The following is a 14,026-nucleotide window of genomic DNA, read 5'->3' as shown; positions in this document are numbered from 1 at the left end:
TTGTATGGGACCGATGTAACTGTACCAGAGCGATAACCGCCATTCGACGTTGGTAGTAATCTGCCAGTCGATCAGGTCGCAACCGCTCAGGCGCGGGCATTTTGCTGCCTGCCAGGTTAAAGGCCTCGCAGATTGTTACCAATTTCACCAACAGACTTTATCAAAAGCCCCACTGTTTCAGCCTGGGCCACAGTTCTAGAATTGATCTCGCCAGCAACGGCAAGAAGATTGACAACCTGTAACCGCCCCCACGAAGGCAACTGTCAATTTTCTGCAAACGTGATCAATACCTTAACGGTTGTCGTAGTGCCTGACGCACTGCGCGCACCCTGACGACTTTAAACAGGCAGATTAAACATGAAAGCTTTAATGGTAGTACTGCTGGGCAGTCTGTGCGGGACGGCCATGGCCGACGAAGCCCAGGCCGCCGAACAGGCACCGGTTGAACAGTACAGTTACTCGCAACACCTGGACATCGACCACGTCATTTCCATGAGTGAAATCCCCAATGTCTGCGGCGTAGTGCCTGCTCGCATGACCTACGCCGACTCGCAAGGCCATACCCACGTGCTGGAATACCGCGTGATGGGCAATGGCTGCTCAAACGGCTGACAGCGCGGCGACCAAGGGGGCCGAATGACCCCCTTCGCAGCCGTCTGCACACAAGTAACACTTAAAAGTTAGAAGCAACAGGCCCCTACACTTAGCACCGCCCACTCAGTGCCCTGCCGATTTGCCCAGTGAATAATCTTTCAACTTATTGGCAATGGTCGTGTGCGATACACCCAAGCGCTTGCCCAATGCTCGGCTGCTTGGAAACTCCTTGAGCAAACTTTCCAATACGGCTTTTTCAAAACGCCCGACAATATCGGACAATGCACCGTCCAGTGAAAAATCACCTAAGGGCTGTCGCACGCCATAATCGGGCAATCGCACATGTTCAGTCTTGACCACACCGTTTTCACATAACGACACAGCCTGGAACACCACGTTTTCCAACTGTCGAACGTTACCCGGCCACTCATAGCTGGCCAACTTTTGCATCGCCCCCGGCGCCAGGCGAGGCATGGCGCATCCGATCTGCCGACTGGCCTGATCGAGAAAATACTGCACCAGCCCATCAAGCCCATCCATGCACTCGCGCAAGGGCGGAATGTGCAATGACAGCACATTGAGCCGGTGGTACAGGTCCTGCCGGAACTCGCCCCGGGCACAGAGCTCGGACAGGTCCACCTGCGTGGCGCAGATCACCCGCACATCCAGATAGACCTCCTCGTCGCTGCCCACACGCCGAAAACATCCGTCTTGCAAGAACCGCAGCAACTTCACCTGAAGCCGCGGGCTCATTTCAGCCACGCCATCGAGAAACAGCGTGCCGCCGGCCGTCAGCTCCAGCAGCCCCAGCTTGCCTTCGGCGCGGGCGCCCTCGAAGGCGCCCGGCCCGTAGCCGAACAGCTCTGTCTCGGCCATCGACTCAGGCAAGCCGGCGCAGTTGAGCGCCATCAGCGGTGATTGTCCACGCGGGCTGGCCAGGTGGCACGCCCTGGCCAGAAGCTCCTTGCCGGTGCCGGTCTCCCCCTCGATCAACAGCGGTGCATCCAGCGGCGCCATTCGCCTGGCTTCACGGACAACGGCAGCCATCAGACGTGAACTCTGGAAAATGCTGTCGAACCCCCGCAACTCCTGCTTGCGCACATTGTAGATACGCTCACCGATGCGATCGGCACGGTGCAAGGTGAGCACGGCCCCAGCCAACGCTTCGCTGTCGTCATGCTCCGATTGCAGCGGCGCGATGTCGGCCAGGAACACATGGCCCCTGACCTGTACCCGCAGGCCGTTGATACGCGACTTGTTGCTACGCACCAGTTCCGGCAGGTCGAAGTCGTCCACGTAGCGAGCCAGAGGCAGGCCGGGCACTTCGTCGACTCGCACCCCCAGCAATTGGGCCGCCGATCGGTTCGCCGCCACAATGCTGCCACCCATGTCGATCGAGAGCACGGGAAACTCCAGCGCCCCTAACAGGGCATTGAGCTCCATGTGCCGGCGCTCGCTGGGCATCAGCCCCACGCGTTTGACGCCGAACACGCCCGTAATGGCCTCGAACTTGGGGCGCAGGGCCTGGAACTGAAGGTTGATGAGGTTCGGGCAGTGCAGGTAGATGGCGTTGCCATGGTCCCCACCCACTTCGCCCCGCAATACGTTGATGCCGTATTCGACCAGCAGGTTGAGGATGTCGCGCAGAATACCGATACGGTTCTGGCAGTGCACTTTGATACGCATAGAGGGTACGCCTGGCAAAAACTTCCCGTCTGAGCGGAAAACTTGTAAAGAAATGCTGACAAAATGACCGCTAACGATCATCGCAGACGCTTGATGCTGGGACAAAATAGCGGATTTGTAAAATTATCCTTACAAGGTAGCGTATTTGCCTGCGCTCTAGCCCTTGCATGAGTAGGTGTGCACCGAGCAATAACGGGTTATTTCTGATGCCTACCTGTACATAACGACAAGAGCCGACCAGGAGACCTTCATGAAGCACACCCAGTACGTGGCCCGCGAGCCGGATGCCCAGGGCTTCATCGATTACCCGCAGCAGGAGCATGGCGTGTGGAACACGTTGATCACCCGCCAACTGAAGGTGATCGAAGGGCGTGCCTGTCAGGAATACCTCGACGGTATCGAGCAGTTGAAGCTCCCTCATGACCGCATTCCGCAGCTGGGCGAGATCAACAAGGTGCTGGGGGCAACCACCGGCTGGCAGGTCGCTCGGGTTCCGGCATTGATTCCGTTCCAGACGTTCTTCGAGCTGCTCGCCAGCAAGCGCTTCCCGGTGGCGACATTCATTCGCACACCCGAAGAACTGGACTACCTCCAGGAACCAGACATCTTCCACGAAATCTTCGGCCACTGCCCGCTGCTGACCAACCCCTGGTTCGCCGAATTCACCCATACCTACGGCAAGCTGGGCTTGGCCGCCACGAAAGAACAGCGTGTTTACCTGGCGCGCCTGTACTGGATGACCATCGAATTCGGCCTGATGGACACACCCAACGGCCGCAAGATCTACGGCGGCGGCATTTTGTCCTCGCCCAAAGAGACGGTCTACAGCCTGTCCGGCGAACCGGAGCACCAGGCCTTCGACCCCATCGAGGCCATGCGCACCCCTTACCGGATCGACATCCTGCAGCCGGTGTACTTCATACTGCCAGAGCTCAAGCGCCTGTTCGACCTGGCTCATGAAGACATCATGGGCATGGTCGCGCAAGCCCAACAGCTGGGGTTGCACGCGCCGAAGTTTCCACCCAAGGTTGCCGCTTGACCGCTGCTTGCCACTCACAACGCCACATGGATAAGAACGTATGAATGCCTTGAACCAAGCCCACTGCGAAGCCTGCCGCGCCGATGCACCGAAAGTCAGCGAGCAGGAGCTTGCCGAGCTGATTCGCGAAATACCGGACTGGAACATCGAAGTGCGTGACGGGCACATGGAGCTTGAGCGCGTATTTTTGTTCAAGAATTTCAAGCATGCCCTGGCGTTCACCAATGCCGTCGGGGAAATTGCCGAGGCCGAAGGCCATCACCCAGGGCTGCTGACCGAGTGGGGCAAGGTGACCGTTACCTGGTGGAGCCACTCGATCAAAGGCCTGCACCGTAACGACTTCATCATGTGCGCACGCACCGACAAAGTGGCCGAGACGGCCGAAGGGCGCAAGTAAACTGCCCAAGGCTTCAGTCTCGGGGCTCACACGGGCGTGGCCGCCGGTCACGCCTTTTTTATGCCGCCAGAGCAGCCTTGAGCCTGCGGCACGAGCCGCCTTGATCGACCCGCTGCGGGGGCCGGGCGTAGGAAAAAAGCCAAACTGTCATCCAGACTTGTGTATCCTGCCCCAGCTTCTTGAAGCTTCACACGCGCCTGGCGCAGCCTTTTCACTCACACTTGCGAGGAACGACGAGATGCACGAGATCCCGAATCTTCCCTTCCCAAGCCTGAACCCAGAAGAGCCCACCGTTACCGCCCATGCCGACTCGGCACCTGCCCGCGAGCAGGAAGGTGACGATCAGACCAGCGCCGATCAGGACTAGACCGCGCGCACTGGCTGTGTGAAAACGGCTGATCGACACCTGGCGCTTCAGCACGTTTTCACACCGCTCGGTCGAGCAAGTCTCCCTTCAGCGCCTGGCGAACTGCAACACCACTTCCAATGGATGACGCATCGGCCGCCCGGCCATGCGCTTGACCTGACTGCGGCAGGAATAGCCGGTCGCCAAGGGCTCCCCTTCCTTATCCAGTTTCAGCGCCCACGACTGCTCGAAGATGTCCTTCGAGGTCTGCTGATTGCGCGCCTCGTGCCCATAGGTACCCGACATGCCGCAGCACCCGGTGGCCTCGGTGATCAGCTTGAGCCCCATGCGTTCGAACACCTGCTCCCATTGCCGGGTGCTGGCAGGGGCGTTGGTCTTCTCGGTGCAATGGGCCAACAGGCGGAAGGTGGACGTGCTCCCTGCCGCTTGCTCGGGCAACGCGCTCAGCAGCCACTCCTGAGGCAACAGCACGGTGGGGCACCCTTCGAGCCCAGGCACTTTCGGGTATTCCTGGCGATAGACGAGGGTCATGGCCGGATCCAGCCCGACCAACGGCACCCCGCAGTCGGCCAGCGCCTTGAGCTGGGTGGCGTTGCGCACGGCGGCCTTGGCGAAGGCACCCAGAAAGCCCTGAACATGCAGCGGCTTGCCATTGGCACTGTACGGTGCCAGGAAAACCTTGTGGCCCAGGCGATGCGCCAGGTCGATGAATGCCGACAGCAACGGCGTCTCAAAGTAGCGGGTGAATGCATCCTGCACCAGCACGATGCTGCGCTCGCGCTGGGCGGGCGTCAGTTCGCGTAGCGCCGGCACAGTGGCCACGCCCACGCCACAGCGCGTCAGGGTCGCCTGGAAGTTGAACCGGCTGATCAACGGGCTATCGACCATGCCCACCTGCTCGGCCAGCAGACGGCTGACCCATTTCGAGCCCATCACCGCGTTGTACAGACCAGGCGCATGGGCCAGGTACGGGATGGTGAATTCCAGCGACCCGATCAGGTAGTCGCGCAAGGGGCGCTGGTAACGGGTGTGGTACAGCTCGAGAAAGCGCGAGCGGAAGTCAGGTACGTTGACTTTGATCGGGCATTGTCCTGCGCAGGATTTGCACGCCAGGCAGCCAGCCATGGCGTCATAGACTTCATGGGAAAAATCTTCCTGCCCCTGGCGCCGCGCCCGCTCGTTGCGCAACCGCGCTGGCAGCCCTTTGACCCAGGACACCGGCTTGCGCGCCACCTCCAGTACATCGACCCCCGCCTCGCCTTGCAGACGCAACCATTCGCGCATGAGCGAAGCCCGCCCCTTGGGCGAGTGCCGACGTTCACGGGTCGCCTTCCACGACGGGCACATGGCGTCGTTCGGGTCGTAGTTGTAGCAGGCACCGTTGCCGTTGCAATGCACGGCGCTGCCATAGGCCTGCCAGACCCGCTCATCGATGGTGCGATCCAGCTCGCCGCGCAAGGTCACGCCATCGACCTTGGTCAGGCCCTCGCTGGCCCCGAGCGGCGTGCAGATCTTGCCGGGGTTGAGCTGGTTGTGCGGATCGAACGCGCCTTTGAGGCGCTGCAGTGCCGGGTACAGCTCGCCAAAGTACTCGGGCACGTACTCCGAGCGCAGGCCCTTGCCGTGCTCGCCCCACAACAGACCGCCGTAGCGACGGGTCAAGGCAGCTACTGCATCGGAGACAGGCTTGACCAATGCCGCCTGGGCCGGGTCCTTCATGTCCAGCGCAGGGCGCACATGCAGAACCCCGGCATCGACGTGCCCGAACATGCCGTACGCCAACCCGTAGCCGTCGAGCAAGGCACGGAACTCGGCGATGTAGTCGGCAAGTTTTTCCGGTGGCACCGCCGTGTCCTCGACGAACGGCTGCGGCCGCACTTCGCCTTCGACGTTGCCCAGCAGGCCAACCGAGCGCTTGCGCATGGCGTAGACGCGGGTCACCGCCTCAGCCCCCTCGGCCAGCGTATGGCCAAGGCGCTCGACGCTGGTGTCGACACGCAGGTGATCGATGAAGGCCTGGACCTTTGCGTTGACCTCGACGGGGTCATCACCGCAGAACTCGACCAGGTTGATGCCCAGCGTGGGGCGCTCGGGGTCGGCCGGGAAATACTCGGCGACGCTGTGCCAGACAATGTCCTTCATCGCCAGCCCAAGCACTTTGGAATCGACGGTCTCGATGGACAATGGCCGCTGCGCCATCAAGGCATTGGCATCGCGCAGCGCATCCATGAAGCTGGCGTACCGTACGTTCACCAGGGCAGCATACTTGGGAATCGGCAGCACGTTGAGCTTTGCCTCGACCACATACCCCAGCGACCCTTCGGCGCCGCACAGTACGCTGTTGAGGTTGAAGCGGCCTTGCTCGTCTCGCAGGTGCGCCAGGTCGTAGCCGGTCAGGCAGCGATTGAGCGGGGGAAAGGTGGTGCGGATGAGTTCAGCCTGGGTGTCCCAGATATCCAGGGCCGTGCGGTACACCTGACCCACGCGACCGGGCGCCGTACACGCTGCCTGCAACGCGTCTTCGTCAAGCGGCAGGCTGTGCAGGCGCTCACCCCCGAGCAGGATGCTGTGCAGCTCAAGCACATGGTCGCGCGTTTTGCCATAGGTGCAACTGCCCTGCCCGCTGGCGTCGGTGTTGATCATGCCACCCACGGTCGCGCGGTTCGAAGTGGACAGTTCAGGCGCGAAGAACAAGCCATGGGGCTTGAGGGCGACGTTGAGCTGATCCTTGACCACACCGGCCTGCACCCGCACCCAACGCTGCTCGACATTGATTTCGAGGATGCCGTTCATGTGCCGCGACAAATCCACGACCACGCCATCGGTCAACGACTGGCCATTGGTGCCTGTGCCGCCACCGCGCGGGGTCAGCTTGATCGCCTGGAAGCGCGACTCGCCCATCAGCGTGGCGACGCGCGCCACATCATCGGCGTCCAGTGGAAACACCGCAGCCTGCGGCAGACGCTGGTAGATGGAATTGTCGGTGGCCAGGACGGTTCGGGTACCGTAGTCGGCGCTGATCTGGCCACGAAAGCCACTGTCATGCAGGGCTTTGAGGAATGCCGGGTAGTCGGCGTCAGGTGCAACGGTAGGCAGCTGGGCGATCATCGAAGGACGGCCTCGGAATAGGGCGGGTTCACGGAAAAGATGTCGTGGCGGCATGGGTGGCGCCGGCAACAGTGACGAATGTGGCAATGTTCCTGTAGTTTTGCGCCAGGGGCAAACGGATAATCCTGCCGCTATCGATGACTTTCATGAATGAATTACCGCCACCTAACCCCGTCCATGTCTCTGCTGCTGGCCTTCGAGGCGGCCGCCCGGCACCAGAGCTACACCCGCGCGGCCACTGAACTGTCGCTGACCCAGAGCGCGGTCAGCCGGCAAGTTCAGGCGCTGGAACAGCAGTTGGGTCTGACCCTGTTTCGCCGCGAGGGTCGCCAGGTACGATTGACGGACGTCGGCCGCCTGTACCAACGCGAGCTCAGCGAAGCACTGGGCCGCATTCGGGGCGCGACCCTACAGGCGCTGGCCTATCAGTCCGGGGTCGGCACTTTGCGCCTGGCCACCTTGCCCACCTTTGGCTCCAAATGGCTGTTGCCGCGCCTGAACGACTTCTACAAGGCGCACCCTGGCATGCTTGTGCACTTGCATTCGCGTATCGAAGCCATCGACTTCGACACCAGCGAGATCGATGCAGCCATTGGCGTGGCCAGCGGTGACCTGCCAGGGCTGATCAGCCACCGCCTGCATGCCGAGGAACTGCTGGTGATCCTTCCGGCCCAGGCCGCAAACGAACAACCGCACTGGAGCCCCACCCGCATCAGCGAGCAGTTACTGTTGAACGTGGCCAACAACCCCCATGCCTGGGGTGAATGGTTCTCGCACCATGGCCTGCCCCACCGAAGCATGCGCCTGGGGCCAAGCTTCGAGTTGACCTCGCACTTGATTCAGGCCGTGCAGGCGGGGATTGGTGTGGGCCTGGTGCCCCGCGTGCTCGTGGAAGACGAGCTGGCCAAAGGGGCGCTGTACAGCCCAGGCCTGGCATTCGCCAGTCAACGCAGCTATTACCTGATCTATCCGCCGCGCAACGAAGCGCTACCTTCGCTACGGGCATTCAGGGCGTGGCTGCTGGAACAGATCTGACGCGCAGAAAAGAAAAACCCGAAGCGGTCGACGCTTCGGGTTTTACAGGCGACTGTACGACGCTTATTTGGCGGCGCTGCTAACGGCTTCAGTGATGACGCCCTTACGCCGTGACTTGATGACATAAGCTACGAACATGCAGAGCAACCAGACCGGGATGGCGTAGACGGACACCTGGATACCCGGAATCTGCAGCATGATGCCCAGGATCAAGACCACGAAGGCCAGCACCACGTAGTTGCCGTAGGGGTACCACAGCGCCTTGAACAGGGGTTTCTGACCCGTGCGATTGAGGTGCTGACGGAACTTGAGGTGCGAGTAGCTGATCATGGCCCAGTTGATCACCAGGGTAGCCACGACCAGCGACATCAGCAGCTCCAGCGCGCTGGAAGGCATCAGGTAGTTGAGCAGCACGGCGATCAGGGTCACGGCCGCGGACACCAGAATCGAACGCACCGGTACGCCACGCTTGTCGACCTTGGCCAAGGCAGCCGGCGCATCGCCCTGCTCGGCCATGCCCAGCAGCATGCGGGCATTGCAATAGGTACCGCTGTTGTACACCGACAAGGCCGCGGTCAGGACCACGAAGTTCAGCAGGTTGGCGGCCACATCGCTGCCCAGCAACGAGAACACCTGCACGAACGGGCTGCTGCCGTAGCTGCCGCCGGAGGCATCGATGCTGGCGACCAAGGTGTCCCACGGCGTGAGCGACAGCAGGATCACCAAGGCACCGACGTAGAAGATCAGGATGCGGTAGATGACCTGGTTGATGGCCTTGGGGATCACGGTCTTGGGCTTGTCGGCTTCTGCGGCCGTAAAGCCGAGCATCTCCAGCCCCCCGAACGAGAACATGATGAACGCCAGGGCCATCACCAGGCCACTGACCCCATGGGGGAAGAAGCCACCGTGCGACCACAGGTTGGCCACGGTCGCGTCAGGCCCGCCACTGCCGCTGGTCAGCAGGTAGGCACCCAGGCCGATCATGCTGACAATGGCCACCACCTTGATGATGGCAAACCAGAACTCAGCTTCGCCGAAGAACTTCACGTTCATCAGGTTGATGGCGTTGATCAGCACGAAGAACGCAGCGGCTGTTACCCAGGTAGGGATTTCCGGCCACCAGTAGTGCACGTACTTGCCCACGGCGGACAATTCGGACATGCCCACCAGGATGTACAGCACCCAGCAGTTCCAGCCCGACAGGAAGCCGGGGAAGCCACCCCAGTAGGTATGGGCGAAATGGCTGAACGAGCCGGCCACGGGCTCCTCGACGATCATTTCGCCGAGCTGGCGCATGATCATGAAAGCGATGAAACCACAGATCGCGTAGCCCAGGATCATCGACGGGCCGGCGGATTTCATCACGCCCGCCGAACCCAGGAACAGGCCGGTACCGATGGCGCCTCCCAGGGCGATCAACTGAATATGGCGGTTCTTCAGGCCCCGCTTGAGCTCGCCTGAATGCTTGTCGTGTCCACTCATGAACGAAGTCACCTGCATTGTTTTTATCTGTGACGGAATCGGACCCACCGCGCTCGTGGCGCAGCGGAATGGGCAAGGTGGTCACCTTGTTTCCTGAAGGTACAGCTGCGCGGTCGAGTCAACCGGGCGGGGTCAGGAGTGCGCGGTACGCAAGGGGGTCACAGGTAAAACGCGGCGCACTGTATAACCCTGCAAGCGCGCAGGCGTCAACGCGTTGCGTGGTTTCCGGCGGAAAAAACGCAGCGTTCCTGAGGTAATGGCCTTTGTGGGCGAGTTGATCGGCGTACATGGCGCCTCCATTTGTTGTTTTATCAACCGGCTCTGCGGCGGGCTGTTGCACGGGGCAATGAGGGCTATAACACCGTGGAGCGGGGGTTTAAGCAAGGGAGGTGAAGGGCTGAGGACGCAACCGGAGAGAGGGGCTTCGGCAAGCTTTCTTTACGGACGGGGACTTTTTCTGATTTGCTGCGAGAATCAGCCAAGGCTTGTAAACAAAACCTTACAAGCTGGAAATATAAGTTGCCAGACTAACGAAATGGCTTTGCGCCCAATGGGTTACGGCCGACCATGAGTTGAGTCAGATCAGCACACTCGCACCCTCTGGCAGGGTGCATCTGGCAAGGCATGCATCATTTAGCGGGCTGCACATTGGGGCCGCTTCGCGCCCCATCGTTGGCCACTGGCTCCTGCTCAGCGCGAGATATTCGCCTTTTGCAGAAGCCGGCTTGCGGGCAATGGGCTGCGTAGCAGCCCCAATGTGTTCAGCGTCGGTAATTAAGCAAGGGCCAACAATGGCTCCGAATGCCTCAGCCGCGTGGCTTGCCGCGACCACGGCCTGCAGGCTTGTCACCCTCGGGCTTGGCCGGGCGCTTGCGCATTTCGCTCGGGCGCTCGGCCACTGCGCTGCCACGGTTGCCTTTGCGCGGCGATTCTTCGCGCGCCGGGCGTGCTGGACGCTCGCCGGCCGCCGCGCCGTCCTGGGCCGGGCGCAGGCTGCGCACGCGCTCACCTCGACCCAGGGGGCGGGACGATTTGCGCTGCAGACGCTCCATCTTGTCCTTGGCCTTGAGCTTCAAGGCCGGCAACGCCACGGGCTGCAAGCCCACCTCGGCCGCCAGGATGTCGATTTCACCCTGGGTCATTTCCCGCCAGCGGCCCATGGGCAAATCCGAGTTGAGGAACACCGGGCCAAAGCGCACACGCTTCAGGCGGCTGACCACCATGCCCTGCGACTCCCACAGGCGACGCACCTCACGGTTGCGGCCTTCCATCACCACGCAGTGGTACCAGTGGTTGAAGCCTTCGCCGCCTGGTGCCTTCTGGATGTCGGTGAACTTGGCGGGGCCGTCTTCGAGCATGACACCCGCCTTCAGGCGCTCGATCATCTCGTCATCCACTTCCCCACGTACGCGCACGGCATATTCGCGGTCCATTTCGTAGGACGGGTGCATCAGGCGGTTGGCCAGTTCACCGTCGGTAGTGAACAGCAGCAAGCCGGTGGTGTTGATGTCCAGACGGCCGATGTTGATCCAGCGACCTTCCTTGGGACGCGGCAGGCGATCGAACACGGTCGGGCGACCTTCCGGGTCATCGCGGGTGCAGATCTCGCCATCGGGCTTGTTGTACATGATCACCCGGCGCGTCGCCTCGGCCGCTTCTTCACGCTTGATCAGCTTGCCGTCGACGGCAATGGCGTCATGCAGGTCGACTCGCTGGCCAAGGGTGGCTGCAACGCCGTTGACCTTGATGCGGCCCTGGCTGATCCAGGCCTCGACGTCACGGCGCGAGCCCACGCCAATACGCGCGAGGACTTTCTGCAGCTTCTCGCCAACAGGTGGGGTGATCTGGGTATCTTGCAGGTCTTGCTCACTCATCTGGGCACCTCCCGGTGTAGGAATGAAAACAGGTTTCTGGCAACGAACGCGCCAAAAGGCCGCGCATCATACGTGGTTCGCCGCCTGAATGCATGGGAGGGTAGAAGCTTTTCCACCCTCTGCCACGACTTTCTGCCAGGCGGGCCCTGCTCGACGGCCTGGCCCATGGCCACAGCAGATCGAGTTGAGGCGATCAGGCCTGCTCGCTCGGCTCCCCCTCCAACGGCGTTTCGGCATCAGGGTCGTGCTGGAGCACATCGTCGAAATCGGTCTTGAGGCCCTGCTCCATGGCGTCGAGCTCCACGAGCAGGCTGCGAAAGCTGGTCTCGTCCTTGACCGGCTCAGCCTCCTCGTCCTCGCCCAGGCTGGCGTCGGCCAGGGCCTGCAGGTGCGCCGGTACCGGGGCATCGTCCGGGTCGAGCAAGGGCTCGGGTTCCATCTCGCGCAATTCGGCCAGCGCTGGCAGCTCATCCAGGCTGCGAAGGTTGAAATGGTCCAGGAATGCCTTGGTCGTGGCAAACAGAGCCGGCCGTCCGGGCACTTCCCGGTGGCCCACTACACGGATCCACTCGCGCTCGACCAACGTCTTGACGATGTTGCTATTGACCGCGACGCCACGCACGTCCTCGATTTCGCCACGGGTGATGGGCTGGCGGTAGGCAATCAGCGCCAGGGTCTCGAGCAGCGCCCGAGAATAGCGCTGCGGGCGCTCTTCCCACAGCCGGCCGACCCAAGGCGCGTAATCCTCGCGAATCTGCAGCCGATAACCGTTGGCCACCTCCTTGAGCTCGAACGCCCGACCGGCGCACGATTTGCCTAGCACCTCGAGTGCTCGCTTGAACGTCTTCGGCTCGGGCCGCTCGGGCTCCTCGAACAGCTCGTACAAGCGCTCAAGCGATTGAGGCTTGCCAGAGGCCAGCAGGAAGGCTTCGATCAACGGGGCCAGGTCGCGGGGGTCATTCAGGTTCATGGGCGTCTTCGGCAGGAGCAGGGCGTAACCGCACATGGATGGCGGCAAAGGCTTCATTTTGCACCAGTTCGACGAGGGTTTCCTTCACCAGCTCCAACACAGCCATGAACGTGACCACCACCCCCAGCTTGCCTTCATCGGGCGCGAACAGATCGATGAAGGGCACGAAACCACCGTCTTTCAAGCGTTCCAGCACCTGCCCCATGCGTTCCCGGGTCGACAGGGTCTCTCGGCTGATCTGGTGGCTTTCGAACAGGTCGTTGCGGCGCATCACTTCGGCCATGGACGCCAGCAGCTCCGGCAGGCTGACCTGCGGCAACAGCTTGCGTACCTTTGCCTGGGGCGCCTCCAGGCACGGCACGACCAGGTCACGACCGACCCTGGGCAACCCGTCCAGGCCTTCGGCGGCCGCCTTGAAGCGTTCATACTCCTGCAGACGTCGGATCAGCTCGGCGCGTGGGTCGCCCTCCTCCCCCTCGACCGTGACGCTGCGCGGCAGCAACATGCGCGACTTGATTTCGGCCAGCATGGCGGCCATCACCAAGTATTCGGCAGCCAGCTCAAGGCGCACGGTTTTCATCAACTCGACGTAGCCCATGTACTGGCGAGTGATTTCTGCCACCGGGATATCGAGGATATCGATGTTCTGCTTGCGAATCAGGTACAGCAGCAGGTCCAAAGGCCCTTCGAACGCTTCGAGAATGACCTCCAGGGCATCGGGGGGTATGTACAAGTCCAGCGGCAGCTCGGTCACGGCCTCGCCGTAGACCAGCGCGAGCTGCAACTGGCCTGGCAGCTCGGCCGGCTCGGCCGCTGCCTGGGCGAACGGCTCGGCGGTCACGCGTTGACCATGAACGGAGTAGGGTCGCCGCAGCCTTCGCGAATCAGTTCGGGTTCATCGCCTGACAGGTCGATGATGGTCGACGCCTTGAGGTCACCGTAGCCGCCATCGATGACCAGGTCGACATGGTGCTCCAGACGCTGGCGAATTTCGTAGGGGTCGGTCATGGGTTCGGCGTCGCCGGGCAGGATCAGGCTCACGCTCATCAAGGGCTCACCCAGCTCGGCAAGCAGTGCCAGGGTAATGGCATGGTCCGGCACGCGCAGGCCGATGGTGCGGCGTTTTTCATGCAACAACAGGCGCGGCACTTCGCGCGTGCCGTTGAGAATGAAGGTGTAGGGCCCCGGCACATGGGCCTTGAGCAGGCGGAAGGTGCCCGTATCGACCTTGGCGTACAAGCCCAACTGGGACATGTCGCAGCACATCAGGGTGAAATTGTGGGTCTTGTCCAGCCCGCGCAAACGGCGCACCCGCTCGATGGCCGACTTGTCACCGATCTGGCAACCCAGCGCATAGGCCGAGTCGGTGGGGTAGACCACTACCCCACCCTTGCGGATGATCTCGACCGCCTGGCGTATCAGTCGCGGCTGTGGGTTTTCCGGGTGAATCTGGAAAAATTGGCTCACGTCGTCG

General features: G+C 61.8%; 12 protein-coding genes. 5 read left to right on the top strand and 7 right to left on the bottom strand.

Annotated features, from left to right (window positions below; genetic code table 11):
* Window positions 1–357: 357 nt before the first annotated feature.
* A complete protein-coding gene (locus tag FH041_RS01640) occupies window positions 358–612 on the top strand; it encodes a DUF2790 domain-containing protein (RefSeq protein ID WP_027915912.1) in 255 nt (84 codons plus the stop codon).
* A gap of 105 nt (window positions 613–717) precedes the next feature.
* Here FH041_RS01640 and FH041_RS01635 read toward each other — a convergent pair whose 3' ends face one another.
* Entirely contained in the window at window positions 718–2,280 is a 1,563-nt protein-coding gene (locus tag FH041_RS01635; RefSeq protein WP_027915911.1) for a sigma-54-dependent phenylalanine hydroxylase transcriptional regulator PhhR, read from the bottom strand.
* Between the two features lie 250 nt (window positions 2,281–2,530).
* On the opposite strand from FH041_RS01635, the gene phhA reads away from it, so the two are divergent.
* The 3 genes from phhA (at window position 2,531) to FH041_RS22875 (ending at window position 4,083) form a co-directional block, all read left to right on the top strand.
* Window positions 2,531–3,319: a phenylalanine 4-monooxygenase gene (gene phhA / locus FH041_RS01630; RefSeq protein ID WP_027915910.1), complete on the top strand. Its 789-nt coding sequence runs from the start codon at window positions 2,531–2,533 to the stop codon at window positions 3,317–3,319.
* A gap of 40 nt (window positions 3,320–3,359) precedes the next feature.
* The gene (locus tag FH041_RS01625; protein ID WP_023533765.1) at window positions 3,360–3,716 is read left to right on the top strand and encodes a 4a-hydroxytetrahydrobiopterin dehydratase; all 357 of its coding nucleotides are present in this window, start codon (window positions 3,360–3,362) and stop codon (window positions 3,714–3,716) included.
* Between the two features lie 238 nt (window positions 3,717–3,954).
* Entirely contained in the window at window positions 3,955–4,083 is a 129-nt protein-coding gene (locus FH041_RS22875; protein WP_255212317.1) for a hypothetical protein, read from the top strand.
* Window positions 4,084–4,170: 87 nt separating this feature from the next.
* Here the strand turns inward: FH041_RS22875 and FH041_RS01620 are convergent, their stop codons facing one another.
* Entirely contained in the window at window positions 4,171–7,191 is a 3,021-nt protein-coding gene (locus FH041_RS01620) for an FAD-binding and (Fe-S)-binding domain-containing protein (RefSeq protein ID WP_140174125.1), read from the bottom strand.
* Between the two features lie 150 nt (window positions 7,192–7,341).
* On the opposite strand from FH041_RS01620, the gene FH041_RS01615 reads away from it, so the two are divergent.
* Window positions 7,342–8,226 carry a LysR substrate-binding domain-containing protein gene (locus tag FH041_RS01615; protein ID WP_027915908.1) on the top strand — a complete coding sequence of 295 codons (885 nt, stop codon included), beginning with the start codon at window positions 7,342–7,344 and terminating at the stop codon, window positions 8,224–8,226.
* Between the two features lie 63 nt (window positions 8,227–8,289).
* Here FH041_RS01615 and FH041_RS01610 read toward each other — a convergent pair whose 3' ends face one another.
* From FH041_RS01610 to FH041_RS01590, 5 genes are all read right to left on the bottom strand, one after another.
* Window positions 8,290–9,708 (bottom strand): amino acid permease, encoded by a 1,419-nt coding sequence (locus FH041_RS01610; protein ID WP_125922310.1) that lies wholly within the window; start codon window positions 9,706–9,708, stop codon window positions 8,290–8,292.
* Between the two features lie 806 nt (window positions 9,709–10,514).
* On the bottom strand, window positions 10,515–11,582 hold the full coding sequence (rluB, locus tag FH041_RS01605) for a 23S rRNA pseudouridine(2605) synthase RluB (protein ID WP_028688030.1): 1,068 nt from the start codon (window positions 11,580–11,582) through the stop codon (window positions 10,515–10,517).
* 193 nt (window positions 11,583–11,775) lie between these two features.
* Window positions 11,776–12,552, bottom strand: a complete 777-nt coding sequence (gene scpB / locus FH041_RS01600) for an SMC-Scp complex subunit ScpB (RefSeq protein ID WP_027915905.1) — start codon at window positions 12,550–12,552, stop codon at window positions 11,776–11,778.
* Window positions 12,539–13,264 carry a ScpA family protein gene (locus tag FH041_RS01595; protein WP_168199548.1) on the bottom strand — a complete coding sequence of 242 codons (726 nt, stop codon included), beginning with the start codon at window positions 13,262–13,264 and terminating at the stop codon, window positions 12,539–12,541. The genes scpB and FH041_RS01595 overlap by 14 nt, the downstream gene beginning before the upstream one ends.
* A 125-nt stretch (window positions 13,265–13,389) precedes the next feature.
* Window positions 13,390–14,019, bottom strand: a complete 630-nt coding sequence (locus FH041_RS01590; RefSeq protein ID WP_023533818.1) for an L-threonylcarbamoyladenylate synthase — start codon at window positions 14,017–14,019, stop codon at window positions 13,390–13,392.
* Window positions 14,020–14,026: the final 7 nt, after the last annotated feature.

The organism is Pseudomonas sp. SWI7, from assembly GCF_006351945.1.
GTDB classification, from domain to species: Bacteria; Pseudomonadota; Gammaproteobacteria; order Pseudomonadales; family Pseudomonadaceae; genus Aquipseudomonas; species Aquipseudomonas fulva.
The sequence above is the reverse complement of the archived record's forward strand: the minus strand, read 5'-3'. Positions and strand labels throughout refer to the sequence as shown.

Bases quoted from the DNA above. Each gene is read 5' to 3' on its own strand.
- FH041_RS01640 (WP_027915912.1), top strand. From the start codon at position 358: ATGAAAGCTTTAATGGTAGTACTGCTGGGCAGTCTGTGCGGGACGGCC.
- FH041_RS01635 (WP_027915911.1), bottom strand. From the start codon at position 2,280: ATGCGTATCAAAGTGCACTGCCAGAACCGTATCGGTATTCTGCGCGAC.
- phhA (WP_027915910.1), top strand. From the start codon at position 2,531: ATGAAGCACACCCAGTACGTGGCCCGCGAGCCGGATGCCCAGGGCTTC.
- FH041_RS01625 (WP_023533765.1), top strand. From the start codon at position 3,360: ATGAATGCCTTGAACCAAGCCCACTGCGAAGCCTGCCGCGCCGATGCA.
- FH041_RS22875 (WP_255212317.1), top strand. From the start codon at position 3,955: ATGCACGAGATCCCGAATCTTCCCTTCCCAAGCCTGAACCCAGAAGAG.
- FH041_RS01620 (WP_140174125.1), bottom strand. From the start codon at position 7,191: ATGATCGCCCAGCTGCCTACCGTTGCACCTGACGCCGACTACCCGGCA.
- FH041_RS01615 (WP_027915908.1), top strand. From the start codon at position 7,342: ATGAATTACCGCCACCTAACCCCGTCCATGTCTCTGCTGCTGGCCTTC.
- FH041_RS01610 (WP_125922310.1), bottom strand. From the start codon at position 9,708: ATGAGTGGACACGACAAGCATTCAGGCGAGCTCAAGCGGGGCCTGAAG.
- rluB (WP_028688030.1), bottom strand. From the start codon at position 11,582: ATGAGTGAGCAAGACCTGCAAGATACCCAGATCACCCCACCTGTTGGC.
- scpB (WP_027915905.1), bottom strand. From the start codon at position 12,552: ATGAACCTGAATGACCCCCGCGACCTGGCCCCGTTGATCGAAGCCTTC.